The 13448-nt window shown below is 35.6% G+C and carries 20 protein-coding genes; 6 read left to right on the forward strand and 14 right to left on the reverse strand.

The window, feature by feature from the left end:
- Positions 1 to 227 precede the first annotated feature (227 nt).
- The 3 genes from AN486_RS04580 to AN486_RS04590 are packed head-to-tail and all read right to left on the reverse strand — an operon-like array spanning position 228 to position 2442.
- Positions 228 to 899 carry a hypothetical protein gene (locus tag AN486_RS04580; RefSeq protein WP_290599456.1) on the reverse strand — a complete coding sequence of 224 codons (672 nt, stop codon included), beginning with the start codon at positions 897 to 899 and terminating at the stop codon, positions 228 to 230.
- A 3-nt stretch (positions 900 to 902) separates the two neighbouring features.
- Positions 903 to 1316: a hypothetical protein gene (locus tag AN486_RS04585; RefSeq protein ID WP_290599457.1), complete on the reverse strand. Its 414-nt coding sequence runs from the start codon at positions 1314 to 1316 to the stop codon at positions 903 to 905.
- A complete protein-coding gene (locus tag AN486_RS04590; RefSeq protein WP_290599458.1) occupies positions 1306 to 2442 on the reverse strand; it encodes a hypothetical protein in 1137 nt (378 codons plus the stop codon). Before AN486_RS04590 ends, AN486_RS04585 begins: the two co-directional genes overlap by 11 nt.
- A gap of 140 nt (positions 2443 to 2582) precedes the next feature.
- Between AN486_RS04590 and AN486_RS26615 the strand changes: the two genes are divergently transcribed.
- The 3 genes from AN486_RS26615 (at position 2583) to AN486_RS04600 (ending at position 3530) form a co-directional block, all read left to right on the forward strand.
- Entirely contained in the window at positions 2583 to 2675 is a 93-nt protein-coding gene (locus tag AN486_RS26615; RefSeq protein ID WP_367142422.1) for a hypothetical protein, read from the forward strand.
- 121 nt (positions 2676 to 2796) lie between these two features.
- The gene (locus AN486_RS04595; protein WP_290599459.1) at positions 2797 to 3213 is read left to right on the forward strand and encodes a XisH family protein; all 417 of its coding nucleotides are present in this window, start codon (positions 2797 to 2799) and stop codon (positions 3211 to 3213) included.
- Positions 3201 to 3530, forward strand: coding sequence for a XisI protein (locus AN486_RS04600; RefSeq protein ID WP_290599460.1), 330 nt, complete (start codon positions 3201 to 3203; stop codon positions 3528 to 3530). The genes AN486_RS04595 and AN486_RS04600 overlap by 13 nt, the downstream gene beginning before the upstream one ends.
- A gap of 11 nt (positions 3531 to 3541) precedes the next feature.
- Here AN486_RS04600 and AN486_RS04605 read toward each other — a convergent pair whose 3' ends face one another.
- The 10 genes from AN486_RS04605 to AN486_RS04650 form a co-directional block, all read right to left on the reverse strand.
- Positions 3542 to 3847 (reverse strand): type II toxin-antitoxin system RelE/ParE family toxin, encoded by a 306-nt coding sequence (locus tag AN486_RS04605; RefSeq protein ID WP_290599461.1) that lies wholly within the window; start codon positions 3845 to 3847, stop codon positions 3542 to 3544.
- A complete protein-coding gene (locus tag AN486_RS04610; RefSeq protein WP_290599462.1) occupies positions 3844 to 4110 on the reverse strand; it encodes a type II toxin-antitoxin system ParD family antitoxin in 267 nt (88 codons plus the stop codon). The genes AN486_RS04605 and AN486_RS04610 overlap by 4 nt, the downstream gene beginning before the upstream one ends.
- A 35-nt stretch (positions 4111 to 4145) precedes the next feature.
- A complete protein-coding gene (locus tag AN486_RS04615; protein WP_290599463.1) occupies positions 4146 to 4508 on the reverse strand; it encodes an aspartyl protease in 363 nt (120 codons plus the stop codon).
- Positions 4505 to 4822: a hypothetical protein gene (locus AN486_RS04620; protein WP_290599464.1), complete on the reverse strand. Its 318-nt coding sequence runs from the start codon at positions 4820 to 4822 to the stop codon at positions 4505 to 4507. Before AN486_RS04620 ends, AN486_RS04615 begins: the two co-directional genes overlap by 4 nt.
- Before the next feature lie 81 nt (positions 4823 to 4903).
- Entirely contained in the window at positions 4904 to 5374 is a 471-nt protein-coding gene (locus AN486_RS04625) for a hypothetical protein (RefSeq protein ID WP_290599465.1), read from the reverse strand.
- 160 nt (positions 5375 to 5534) lie between these two features.
- A complete protein-coding gene (locus AN486_RS04630; protein WP_228043854.1) occupies positions 5535 to 5729 on the reverse strand; it encodes a hypothetical protein in 195 nt (64 codons plus the stop codon).
- Between the two features lie 52 nt (positions 5730 to 5781).
- A complete protein-coding gene (locus AN486_RS04635) occupies positions 5782 to 6069 on the reverse strand; it encodes an HNH endonuclease signature motif containing protein (protein ID WP_234413254.1) in 288 nt (95 codons plus the stop codon).
- Between the two features lie 5 nt (positions 6070 to 6074).
- The gene (locus tag AN486_RS04640) at positions 6075 to 6389 is read right to left on the reverse strand and encodes a hypothetical protein (protein ID WP_053540999.1); all 315 of its coding nucleotides are present in this window, start codon (positions 6387 to 6389) and stop codon (positions 6075 to 6077) included.
- A gap of 91 nt (positions 6390 to 6480) precedes the next feature.
- Positions 6481 to 6843, reverse strand: a complete 363-nt coding sequence (locus AN486_RS04645) for an aspartyl protease (protein ID WP_053540998.1) — start codon at positions 6841 to 6843, stop codon at positions 6481 to 6483.
- The gene (locus AN486_RS04650; protein ID WP_053541404.1) at positions 6840 to 7157 is read right to left on the reverse strand and encodes a hypothetical protein; all 318 of its coding nucleotides are present in this window, start codon (positions 7155 to 7157) and stop codon (positions 6840 to 6842) included. Before AN486_RS04650 ends, AN486_RS04645 begins: the two co-directional genes overlap by 4 nt.
- Positions 7158 to 7236: 79 nt before the next feature.
- Here AN486_RS04650 and AN486_RS04655 point away from each other — a divergent pair, with 79 nt between their 5' ends.
- Positions 7237 to 7818 carry a Uma2 family endonuclease gene (locus AN486_RS04655; RefSeq protein WP_027402916.1) on the forward strand — a complete coding sequence of 194 codons (582 nt, stop codon included), beginning with the start codon at positions 7237 to 7239 and terminating at the stop codon, positions 7816 to 7818.
- A gap of 449 nt (positions 7819 to 8267) precedes the next feature.
- Here AN486_RS04655 and AN486_RS04660 read toward each other — a convergent pair whose 3' ends face one another.
- Positions 8268 to 9233, reverse strand: a complete 966-nt coding sequence (locus tag AN486_RS04660) for an N-acetylmuramoyl-L-alanine amidase (protein WP_053540997.1) — start codon at positions 9231 to 9233, stop codon at positions 8268 to 8270.
- A gap of 163 nt (positions 9234 to 9396) precedes the next feature.
- Between AN486_RS04660 and bchH the strand changes: the two genes are divergently transcribed.
- A complete protein-coding gene (gene bchH, locus AN486_RS04665) occupies positions 9397 to 13086 on the forward strand; it encodes a magnesium chelatase subunit H (RefSeq protein WP_290599466.1) in 3690 nt (1229 codons plus the stop codon).
- A 136-nt stretch (positions 13087 to 13222) separates the two neighbouring features.
- Positions 13223 to 13405, forward strand: coding sequence for a hypothetical protein (locus AN486_RS04670; protein WP_152608850.1), 183 nt, complete (start codon positions 13223 to 13225; stop codon positions 13403 to 13405).
- Positions 13406 to 13448: the final 43 nt, after the last annotated feature.

Genomic DNA, 13448 nt, shown 5'->3' on the forward strand with positions numbered 1-13448 from the left:
CAGGATTTTGTGTGAATATTTATCTGGTAATATTCCCGATTTTAAAGATTAATTTTCTCTTCATCCTGTAAATCCTTAAATCCTGGAAATCCTGATTCAGACAGTAGGGTGTGTTAGCGAAGCGTAACGCACCAAGATTGATTAAATTTAATTTCATGAATTAAGTTTACTGATTTTGCATCAGTTTAGATTTTTTATTCAATTGTTGGATTTTGGTAACTTGATGATTAGTTAGTTTTTTCAGGGATAGGCGTTTTTGTTTTTCTTTGTTCTGCACTTTTATCTTTAGGATTGAAGTGAAGTATAACTGGCATATGTCTAACTCTGAACAGTTTACCTGTTCTATCATGTTGATGAGTTGAAAAGAAACATAACTCTCTATTTGGACAACAAATATATGTGTAACCTATTAATTTCTGATCAGCTAAATGAGTTTGCCATTTTGTCATAACAGATTCCGTATTTTGAACAAAGACGTAAATCAATAATCCACCATCTTTTTGATTAGAGTCTCCAGTTGAGTATCGAGTATTAAGTTGTTGAAAACCTTCCCATAAATAGTCATAACTGCTATGAATTTTTGCCTCACCAATCCATATATATTCTTTCTTTCTTATAACTAAATCAGCATGACCACCAATTTTTGAATCGTGCGAGGCTGCATATCCCATACAGCACAATTGGTTTTTTATTTCTACTGTCAATCTATCTTCTTTATTATCGGTGTAAAGTTCAGGATTTTCTTGCATTAAATAAATGATTCTATCAATATCTTTATAAATAGCTTTGATAAAGTCATCATATGTTTCTGCCAAAATTCTTGATATAAAACCTCTGAGTTCTGGGATGTTATCTTCAAATTGTTGTAATTCAAGTAAACTTAATTTCTGTATTGACATTATTTACTTAATAATATTTTTAATTAAAGAGCTTGGTTTAAAATACATAAAGACTTTTTCGTGGAAGTCAGGGACTAATTTTCCCGTTTCTGGGTGAATAAGTTCCCCTGTGTTTTGGGCAATACTTACTTCAGTTTTTGATAGTGGATAAATATTTTCATCATTTTCAATTAGTTCAAAATTAGTCTCTAGTAAATTTGTGCGATCACAAGACAAGTATTGGATTGCTTGTAAAATATCACTATCTGTATAGTTCTTATTTATGACTTGCTTTAGACTACCATAAGTTATATGTACTAACCTATTAGCTGCTACACGCAGTAAGTAGTCTAGTAGTTCAAGACAAATTTGTGACTGTGGTTTATCACCCCAATCTTCATAAATTTGATTTTTGATATGTTCTTGACTACTGAGCATTGTTAAGGTAAGTGATTATTCTATCAAAAATAAAGTTATATTCTTCTATGACACTACATTTCTCTATTATAACTTCTTCAAGGATTTGCTCAGTAGCGCTTAAAGAAATTAATTTTCCCGGTAAAAAAAGCTCTATGTGAGAAGTGATCTTTTCTGTGATTTTATAAGACCATGAAATTGCAAGACGATAGAGAGTAATATGATGCACTGCTGCTATACCAGCTTGATGATACATTTCATTTCTAATATCAACGTCACGTCGTCGCATTTTTGCAGATTTAATAGAACCTTCATCAGTAGTAAAAGTGATTTCACAAACTTTTCCCTCACTATTAGATTTATATAAATTATCAATAAGTGGAAAAAAGTTAATACATTCTTTTAAAAGTGTGTCAACTCCTATTCTTTCTTTTACTAAGCAGTTAAACTGCTCTACGGTTTCAACAAAAGCTGTGCCACGTTCCTGTGATGAAATTCCATTAGCAATGTCAACTCTAATTTCTATAAATTTCTTTTTCTTCCAGATAACAACTACATTAAAAAATTGTCTAATACAATGTTTTATAGCAAAAATTTCGTCATAATTATTTAAAACTTTGTTTAGTTCACTCCTAAATTCATTACTCAATTTTTCAGTATTAATCGGTGTACGCTCCGTAAAAGAACGTCTAGTACAGAATACCAATGATAAATTATCATCTGTATCTTTAATATGAACAAGCTTTGGTAATAAATCCGTTTCTTTTAATTTTTCTTCTTTGAGCAAAAAGGGATAACTCTCTAGGAAAACATTTTTTTCAACTTGATAAGATTGAAATAATATGATTAATTTTTCAATAATTTCTGTTTCAACAGAAAATAGTTTAACAGCTTTTTGACCAACTAATAAGTAATCAGAATATAAATCTTTTAATTTATCATAATTTTCAATATTTTCTATTTTATTATGTTCATCGAGTAACTTTTGGATAGTTTTATCAACTCCATGACCTGGTGATATTCCACAGATATTCAGTATTACTTTCATCGTTGTCCAGGGGACTCTTTTGTGAAGATTATCAATCAGATTATTAACATTGCTGATGGATTCGGAAGATTCAGATTTTAATAAATGATGACTTTTCAACTTTCTAAGCGTAATAGTTTAATGAGCAAGTTTGTAATTATTATCACATTTCATATCAAAACTGTCAAGCTACTTCTGACATTAAAAGCTTTATAGGTGCTTTTTCAGTCACAGACATAGAAAACGCTTTAGGGTAATGTATCTTATATTACAACATTCTCACACACTTAGAACCTGAACGCTGCTTATATCTCGCTATTCTTCAAGAAACCTACTCAGAACTATTTCAATAGTTGGTAAAATATTTATTGCGTTGGGTTGCGCTTTGCTTAACCCAACCTACGAGTATAACATAAAAGCATTACCTAAAAAATGAGGTATAATCTAAGATAGCAAATATGGCTTTATGTTTGTATGTCAGCGAAAGATTTTTTTCACAATGCAGTTAGGTTAGCTTTAGAAAAAGATGGTTGGTTAATTACTCATGATCCTTTAATATTTACAGTAGATGGTCTTGACTTTAGAATTGATTTAGGAGCAGAAAGACTATTAGGAGCAGAAAAAGAAGGTCAAAAAATAGCAGTTGAGGTAAAATCTTTTTTAGGACAATCTGAAGTTACTGAATTTCATACAGCTTTAGGACAAACACTTAATTATCGTACTGTTTTAAGAAAAAAAGAACCCAACCGCATTTTATATCTAGCAATTGGTAATGACATATACAAAGAGTTTTTTCTAATTCCCTTTATTCAAGAAATAATTGCTGAACATAAATTAAAATTATTGATTTTTGAAATTATTAAACAGGAGATTGTTTTATGGAAGGAATGAATTATCCTGAATTAGTAAAAACCGTGTTAGCAAGACATACCGAAAATCATAGATCAGAAGGAACAGAAAAGGAGTTAATTTTTGATTGTGAAAGAAATAGTTATTTAGTAGTTCATGTAGGATGGCAGAATAACGAAAGGGCTTATGGTACAGTTATTCATGTAGATATTAGAGATGGAAAAATCTGGATTCAGAGAGATTTAACTGAAGAAGGTGTAGCTAGTGAACTGGTAGAATTAGGAGTACCAAAAACCGATATAGTTTTAGGTTTTAAATCTCCTTTTGTGAGGGAATTTACTGGTTTTGCAGTGGGTTAGATTTTTGTATTTCAATCATCCATTGATTCTGTAAACAAAGATTCCAGATTTCGATAACCACTAACTACACGCACAATTTCAATCCCACCATTAATAACTCGATAAAAAATAACATAACCATCCAAAGGAACACCCCGCAAATCAACCCTAATATATTCATAGCTACGCCCCATATTGGGGAAATTAGCTAAATATTTACATTTCTTCTCAAACTCATCAACAAAACGCTCTCCAGCATCAATATTTCTATTTGTAAAATAATCAATAATTTCTGATAAATCCCGACTAGCTTCTGGAGAGATAATATGTATTTTCATCCTTGTATCTCTCTCGATTGACGCAACTTATCCCGCAATTGTGAAATCACAACATCTCCATCAATACCTTCACCTCTATCCAATTGTTCAATAGCAATATCAACCTTTTCCCGTGTTTCTTCCACCCAATTTTGATAACCCTTATCCCACTCCAAAAGTAACTTCAAAGCCTTACTAATTACATCTTCAGGATTTGTATATCTACCCGTAGCAATTTGCGCTTGAATAATTTGCTCTAATTCCGGTTTAATTTGGATATTCATGATTTCTCCTTTGCGCCTTTGCGCGAAATAAAAAATTATCCCAAAGTCAAAATACCCTCTGGAAAATCCACAACCAAACGCAAAAACTTCAACCATTCAGAACCTAATAAAACTTCTGTAATATTATCCCCCACATGAACAGGAATTTCATATTCCTTACCATCCAATATTACCTTACCTAAATAGATATTAAACCTTGATTCACCTTGTGCTGTTTGCATAGGTTCATTACCAAGAAAAACCCAATCAAGTCCATCCAAATCTTGAGTATTAATTGCCATAAACTTGGTAAATCCTGTATCTAACATCGCATCCACAGGTAGATTTAATCCATCAGCAGTAATCAAATCAAGCTCAAAAAATAGCTGCCCCTCACTACCAAAATTTCCCTGAATCATATTCTCCCAGTCGTTCCTGTTTCATTTAAGCAAAACACATAATTTTTAGCCTTTGGATATTTTTCATGGACTTTTTTATGAGCTTGAATATTATCTTGATCAAGAAAGTATTCTCCACTATCTGGTTCTATGGCAATATACCAGCCATAGTGACTTTCAATATATTCAGAACGGACACGCTCAAAAATTGCCCGACAACGTTGATAAAATATTTCATCTTCCGCTTCTCGTCTAGCTAATTCTTCTGGTGGTATAGTTAGTTCAGGGAAAATTCTTCCTCTTCTTACCACTTTTTTTGATGTTATGTGAGTCATATTATTAACTTGAAATCTAACTTATTATTTTAACTTAAATTGTGCTTAATTGCAACTTTTATCATTATTTGAACATAAATTTTAACATGATTTCCCCTCTTTATTTTCATCATTAAAAGCTGCTGCCAACTCAGGACTAATAATAGCTATTGCACTTTCATGCCATTCATGAATAGTAGCATCAATCAAATCCCAAGCCTCATTAGAAGTATCAGTTAAACGAAAAGCCTCACTCACTTCTTTAATAAACTCTTGCAATTCATCAGCATCAAAAACCCGCAACCAACCATAAGGATGTTCATAACCAATTTCTTGACCCAACAATAACCGAAACGCCAACGATAATACCTCAAAAACCGCCTTACTTTGTGTTACACCTTTCACTAAATAAGCCACATCCTCACGACGCAACAGCGCAAAAGATTGGTCATTTCTAGTAATAGTAATTGGGTGTTCATAAGCCTTATCTAAAACCTTTCCAGGTTGACGATTTAACTCAGTAGCTGTCACTAACTCATCTGAGTAAGCATTGCTAAAAATTGCCATTGACATGATACCTGCGTTTTCCAGAAACGCTGACTTAATATGAATATAATATTACGTACTATTATACGTAACCCTTATCATTTGTCAATAGGTAAGATTACAAAAACCTTTGTTTGGGGTTTCATTTTTTCTTTGCGCGAAATAAAAACCCCAAAAATCCCCATCATTAATCATTAGGAGGATGCCAACTTAAACCAATCCAAATAGCCCTAGCTTGGACAACATCTTCATTATTTAATCGTAAAGCTAAAACCGTACCTCTGCCAATAGCAGTTATCCCAATAATATGAGTACCACCATTTGCCCATTGAAAATGATCTAAGAGACTTCCAAATAAAAAAATGTCCCAAAACTGATGCAAAAATTCTCTCTCTGTGTACTCTGTGCCTCTGTGGTTCGTTTCTTGGGATAATTTATTTCTTGGAAGTCTCTAACCATCTTTGTAGACGAGCATTAAACAAAGATACAGATTCATTCGTTACAGGATCATTAGCTGTTATTTTCGCTCCTTTAAACTCATTACAACGATAACAACAAGCAGCTAAATTTTCTCGCTCATCATTTCCCCCTAAAGAACTAGGCAAAATATGATCCATAACTAAAGGCATACCTGTTAAACGGCTAGATGTGCGACAATATTCACATCTATAGCTCGCCTCATTAATAACTTGTTGACGAAGAGATTTAGAAATAGATGACACTGGTATTATACTAATTGCTCAAAATCTGGAAGAGAATAACCTTTCCACTTTAAAAGTGCATAGGCATAGGCTTTTTTCAACATTAAATAATCAGCACTCACTCGCAGCGATTTCAATAATAATCTATCAGATTCACTTAATTGATTATTTTGATTTTTTTCTAAAAGTTGTAAATGTAATTCTTGCTGACTTTCTGGAACTCGACTTTGAGCAATAGTTAATAACTCCTCAATAGTTAATTCTTGCATAGCGATTAATTCCCCTTGTAATTCCAGAGGTGCATAATCAATAGCAGGAGGAGCATTAATTTGAATAGTCATGATTTATCCTGGTATTGGAACTATATATATTTTATAACACTTCTCTTCCTTTGCGCCTTTGCTCCTTTGTATCTTTGCGCGAAATAAAAAATTATCCCAAAGTTAAAATACCCTCTGGAAAATCCACCACCAAACGCAACAACTTCAACCACTCAGAACCCAATAAAATTTCATTAATACCTTTACCCACGTTCACAGGAATTTGATACTGCTTTCCGTCTAATATCACTTGACCTAAATAAATCTGAAATTTTGATTCACCTTTCGCAGTCCGTAAAATTTCCTCCCCACTATACACCCATTCTAATCCATTTAAATCTTGTGTATTAACAGCCATAAAACCTGCAAATCCCGTATCAAATAGGGCATCTATAGGAAGATTTAAGCCATCATCAGTAACTAATTCAATCTCAAAAAATAATTGCCCATTTTCTCCAAAATAACCATCTATCATATTGTGCCAGTTGTCCCCGTTTCATTCAAACAAAAAACGAAGTGTCTAGCTTGAGGATATTTTTCCAACATTCTTTTATGAGATTGCATTCTATCCTGATCAATTAAATATTCCCCACTATTTGGTTCTATGGAAATATACCAACCATAGTGACTTTCGATATATTGAGGACGGACACGCTCAAAAATTGCCCGACAACGTTGATAAAATATTTCATCTTCTGCTTCTCGTTTGGCTAATTCTTCTGGTGATATAGTCAATTCAGGAAAAATTCTTCCTCTTCTTACTACTTTTTTTGATGTTATGTGAGTCATATTTTTAACCTCAATTCCAACTAACATTGTAACACAATATATGATATTATCTAAATAATCAATATAAAAGTTTTCTAATATGACTCTTAGCCAATCTCACCCCTATCTTTCCCCAGAAGAATATTTAGAAGCTGAAAAATCCAGCCCTATTAAACATGAATATATCCAAGGGCAAATTTACGCAATGGCTGGTGCTAGTGATGCCCATGTGACAATTACCGCTAACTTAGTCGCCCTTTTAAGAAATCATATTCGTGGTACAGGATGCCGTCTTTATGTCGCTGATATGAAAGCGAGAATTGAATCTCTAGATATTTTCTATTATCCTGATATTATGGTAACTTGCGATTCAAGAGATACACAATTTGAATATTTTAAACGATATCCGAGTTTAATTATTGAAGTTTTATCACCTTCTACAGAGGCCTTAGATAGAGGTGATAAATTTAGTGATTATCAAGAATTAGACACTTTACAAGAATATGTTTTAGTAAGCCAGAATCGGCAAAGGATTGATTGTTTTCGGCGCAATGCTGAAGGAAGATGGGTTCTTTATAGCTATAGAGTAAATCAACAATTAGAGTTAAACAGTGTGAATTTTTCTTGTTCTCTAACTAATGTTTATGAAGACGTTACTTTTCCTACAAATTTAAGTAAATAAAATAAGATTACTTAGCTGGAATGGGGGTTTCAAAGCCTCTCCCCGCACCTCTCCCTAACCCTCTCCTAAGAGGCTCCTAAGAGGAGAGGGAAAAGGAATAACATTTAATACTGGAGAGGTTTGGAGAGGGGTTTATTTATACATTAAAAACTTTTCAAACATCCTCTTAGTTTCATCATTAAAAGCTGCTGCTAACTCAGGACTAATAATAGCCATAGAACTTTTATACTACAGTCAGAGACTGGGAATGAGACGAGTTGAGTTCTTCGGAAAAAACTTCTGTTCTTCCCTCCCCTACCCCCCCTGCCTCTCTTCTCCCCCTGCTTGCCTTCACCCGTCATTTTCGGGTTGACAGACTACTAGTATAGGGAGTATAACCGTTTAAAACCCCCTATTTGCCAGCAATATCCTTTATGAAGTCTGGATAGATATTAGGTAAAAAATTGCTCCTAACCTATCAATTTCTGCCAAGTCATTGCCCCAATAATACCATCAGCCGTTAAACCATTTTGCTGTTGAAATTTCTTGAGCGCTGCTTCCGTTTGCGAACCATAAATACCATCGGGATTAGCACCTATACGATATTGTAAATATCTGATAATCACACCACTAGCATGAGTTCCTTGAATAACTCGTTTAGCTAATATCTGATTGATAGCATCCCAGGTAGTGTTACTAGCAATTCCTGTTGGTAAAACTCCCACAATTCTCTGGAATTTTTCCGTTGCTGAAGATGTAGCTGCTCCCATGCCATTATCTTCTACTAAGGGACGATTATTTTTATCAGTAATTTTCAGCCGATTTAAAGCCTGTTGTAGTCTGAGAATGCTCTTATCTTTATTCTGTTCCTCATCTATAACAGGATTTGCAGGAGCATTAGAAGCAGGATTTACAGAAGTACTTGCTACTTTACCTGTTAACCCGGCAACTATGGCATTAGCCATTGCTTCACCATCATATATTTGCATATCTTTGGCAGAATCAATGAAGCAACCTTCTATGAGAATTCCTGGCATATTTGTTCTTTTGAGAACATACAGGTGTGAACCACTTTTAACACCACGATTAAAAAAGCCCAATTTGACAATTTCATCTAATACCTTTTGGGCAACTTTTTTGCCAGCGTCGCTAATAGCAAATACTTCTGTCCCATTAGCTTGTCCATTAAAAGCATTAAAATGAATAGATACGAAAAAATCTACTCGGTTATTATTGGCTTTTTCGCACCGGCTACCTAATGATTGATTTACTGTACTGGCACTATTTGGTTTGCATGAGATTACTGTATGTCCTAAACTTTCTAATTTAGCAATAACCTTATTACCCACTTCCATTGTTAACTTATCTTCCGATTTAATACCACCTGCACCACTATCGGGAGGGCAGTTGTGACCAATATCAATGCCGAATTTCATTTTTATCTCCTTAATTGACTTTGTTGCTATGCCAAGAGTCTGCTACTGGTTAATTTAGTTCCAAAAAGCATAGACATCATTTTAATCTCTAGGTAGAGATTCCCCCATTAATCCCCAAAAATGTTTAAGATCAATGTAAAGAAATATTTCGTAGCAAAAGCGCATGAAACGCATTGTCTTGATTGCTGGGTTTGAATCGTTTAACGTGGACTTGTACCGAAAAGCGGCTGATTTGGCTAGTTCCCGGTGTCCAGAGTTGGATATTCGAGTATTTAGCGATCGCAATATTACCACCAATAGCACGGAAGTAGAAGCAGCCCTGAAAAACGCAGATGTGTTCTTTGGCAGTTTACTCTTCGATTATGACCAAGTTGTGTGGTTGCGAGAGCGTGTCGCTAATATTCCTATCCGTCTCATTTTCGAGTCAGCACTGGAATTAATTAGTTTAACCAAAATAGGAGCATTCGCTATCGGTGACAAACCCGCAGGAATGCCCAAACCCATTAAATTCATCCTTGACAAATTCAGCAACGGTAAAGAAGAAGACAAACTCGCCGGTTATATCAGTTTTCTGAAAATTGGACCCAAGTTATTAAAATTCATCCCAGTCCAAAAAGTCCAAGACCTTCGTAACTGGTTAATTATCTATGGTTACTGGAACGCTGGCGGTTCAGAAAACGTCGCTGCCTTATTTTGGACAATTGCGGAAAAATACTTAGATTTAAAAATTGGAGATATACCGCCACCCATCGAAACCCCCGACATGGGTTTATTACATCCCGAATATCAAGGGTTTTTTAGATCACCGCGTGAATATTTACAATGGTATCGGAAAAGGGACCAGGACGTAGGGGCGCAGGGCCTGCGCCCAATCATTGGTATTTTACTTTACCGAAAGCACGTTATCACCAAATTGCCCTATATTCCCCAACTGATCCGCTATTTTGAAAAAGCCGGTTTAACTCCCTTACCCATCTTTATCAACGGCGTAGAAGGTCACGTAGCCGTCAGAGATTGGATGACCAGCGACTACGAAACCCAACAACGTCAAAGAGGTAACATTGAAACTCCTTCCCTTACCGCAGAAGCAGTAAAAATTGATGCCATAGTTTCTACCATTGGATTTCCCCTAGTTGGTGGTCCGGCTGGTTCAATGGAAGCAGGAAGACAGGTGGAAGTAGCTAAACGCATTCTCACAGCCAAAAATGTCCCTTATATCGTCGCTGCACCGTTATTAATTCAAGATATTTACTCTTGGACGCGCCAAGGTGTAGGCGGATTGCAAAGTGTTGTACTGTATGCTTTGCCAGAATTAGATGGTGCGATTGATACAATTCCCCTCGGTGGTTTAGTCGGTGAACAAATTTATTTAGTTCCTGAACGAATGCAGCGATTAACTAATAGAGTTAAAAGTTGGGTTTCTCTCCGCCAAAAACCTATTTCCCAACGGAAAATTGCCATTATTTTATATGGGTTTCCCCCCGGTTACGGTGCAGTGGGAACTGCTGCATTATTAAACGTTCCTCGCAGTTTAATTAAATTACTAAATGCACTCAAAGCACAGGGTTATACAGTTGGTGATATTCCTGAAGATGGTGAAGTATTAATCCAACAAATTAAAGAAGCAGATGAAATTAATCCCATGAATGTGGAGACGTTTCATGAAACGTCTCCACAAAATAAAAATACCGTTAATGCCAGAACCTTAGAAAAATGGTTAGGATATCTTTTTACATCTCGCATTGAAAAACAATGGAAATACCTCACCAGTAGCGGCATTAAAACATACAATGATGAGTTCAATATTGGTGGTGTGCAATTAGGAAATGTGTGGATAGGTGTCCAGCCACCTTTGGGAATTCAAGGTGATCCCATGCGGTTAATGTTTGAAAGAGATTTAACCCCCCATCCCCAATATGCAGCCTATTATAAATGGTTGCAAAATGAATTTGCAGCTGATGCAGTTGTTCATTTCGGAATGCACGGAACCGTTGAATGGTTGCCCGGTTCACCATTAGGAAATACTGGCTATTCTTGGTCTGATATTCTCTTGGGAAATCTGCCAAATCTCTATATCTATGCCGCAAATAATCCTTCCGAATCAATCTTAGCCAAACGTCGTGGTTATGGAGTATTAATTTCTCACAATGTCCCACCCTATGGACGCGCTGGTTTATATAAGGAATTGGTGAATTTACGCGATTTAATTGCAGAATATCGGGAAGATCCAGAAAAGAATTATCTGTTAAAGGAAGGGATTTGTAAAAAAATTGTTGATACTGGTTTGGAGGTAGATTGTCCTTTTGATGATGCTAAAAGGTTGGGTATTCCCTTTACACCGGAAAATGTGAGGATGTTTAGTAATCATGCTTTTGATCATTATTTGGTTAAGTTGTATGAGTATCTCCAAGTTCTCGAAAATCGTCTTTTTTCTTCTGGTTTACATACTTTAGGTGAAGCACCGAATCATGAGGAGTTAACTGGTTATTTGGATGCTTATTTTGGAAACGAACCACAGAGCCACAGAGAACACAGAGAGAAGGAGGAAGAGGAAATTACAAGGTTATTAAATCAATCTACTGATGAGTTAACAAATCTTTTGCGGGGTTTAAATGGTGAGTTTATTCCTCCTGCACCTGGTGGTGATTTGTTGCGTGATGGTGCTGGTGTTTTACCGACGGGTAGGAATATTCACGCTTTAGATCCTTACCGGATGCCTTCTCCTGCGGCTTTTGAACGGGGTAAGGAAATTGCCAAGAAAATTATTTCTCAATCTTTGGATGAAAATAAGAAATATCCGGAAACAGTAGCAGTTTTATTATGGGGTTTGGATGCCATTAAAACTAAGGGTGAATCTTTGGGGATTCTCTTGGAATTGGTAGGTGCTGAACCTGTGAAGGAAGGAACAGGACGCATCGTTAGATATGATTTAAAACCTCTGGCTGAGGTTGGACATCCGCGTATTGATGTGTTAGCAAATCTATCGGGTATTTTCCGAGATAGTTTTGTGAATATCATTGAATTATTGGATGATTTATTTCAACGGGCTGCGGAAATTGATGAACCGGAGGAAATGAATTTTATCAGAAAACACGCTTTGATTTTGAAAGCCCAAGGTGTGGAAAATTCTTCCGCAAGATTGTTTTCTAATCCCTCTGGTGATTTTGGTTCTTTAGTTAATGATAGGGTGGTTGATGGTAATTGGGAATCTGGAGAAGATTTGGGAAATACTTGGGAAAGTCGCAATGTCTTTAGTTATGGTAGAAATGATAAAGGACAAGCTAGACCAGAAGTATTACAGACCTTATTAAAAACTAGCGATCGCATTATTCAAGAAATAGATTCGGTAGAATATGGATTAACCGATATTCAGGAATATTATGCCAATACAGGCGGTTTGAAAAAAGCCGCAGAAAAACAAAGCGGCAAAAAAGTACAAGCCAGTTTTGTCGAAAGTTTTTCTAAAGACACCACACCCCGCAATTTAGATGATTTATTGCGAATGGAATACAGAACCAAGTTATTAAATCCTAAATGGGCTGACGCAATGGCTAATCAAGGTTCTGGTGGTGCTTTTGAAATTTCCCAACGCATGACGGCGTTAATAGGTTGGGGTGGTACTGCTGATTTTCAAGATGATTGGGTTTATGATCAAGCCGCAGATACCTATGCTTTAGATCCAGAAATGGCGGAAAAATTACGTAAAGCAAATCCCGAAGCTTTTAAAAATATTTTGGGGAGAATGTTGGAAGCATCAGGACGCGGATTATGGCAAGCTGACGGAGATAAGTTAGAAAAATTGCGTCAGTTGTATGAATTGAGTGATGAACAATTGGAAGGGGTGACAGTTTAATAGCTTTAATTGTAGGGTGCGTTAGCGACAGCGTAACGCACCACATCTCAAATCATATTTTAAAACCCACATTCCGCAGGTGTTTTTTGAATTTTCGGAATTATCCATAACCCAATGATAACAAGGCTTTCAGACAATGACACGCAATTCTATATTAGAGCGATGCCTTCGGCGCGGCGTAGCCATCGCCGATATATTTAAAGCTCGAATCAAGTTTATTGAGAATAATGTCAATAAATTAGTTGGTTTGAGATTAAATTCATTGAATACCGACCTAGATAGCAAAAAGCATGAACTGGTTATTATGATTGGGTTTTAGCTGTTTTATGAAATTCTTTTTTTGACAAAATAACCTGCTGGGA

Source organism: Anabaena sp. AL93, assembly GCF_001672085.1.
GTDB classification, from domain to species: domain Bacteria; phylum Cyanobacteriota; class Cyanobacteriia; order Cyanobacteriales; family Nostocaceae; genus Dolichospermum; species Dolichospermum heterosporum.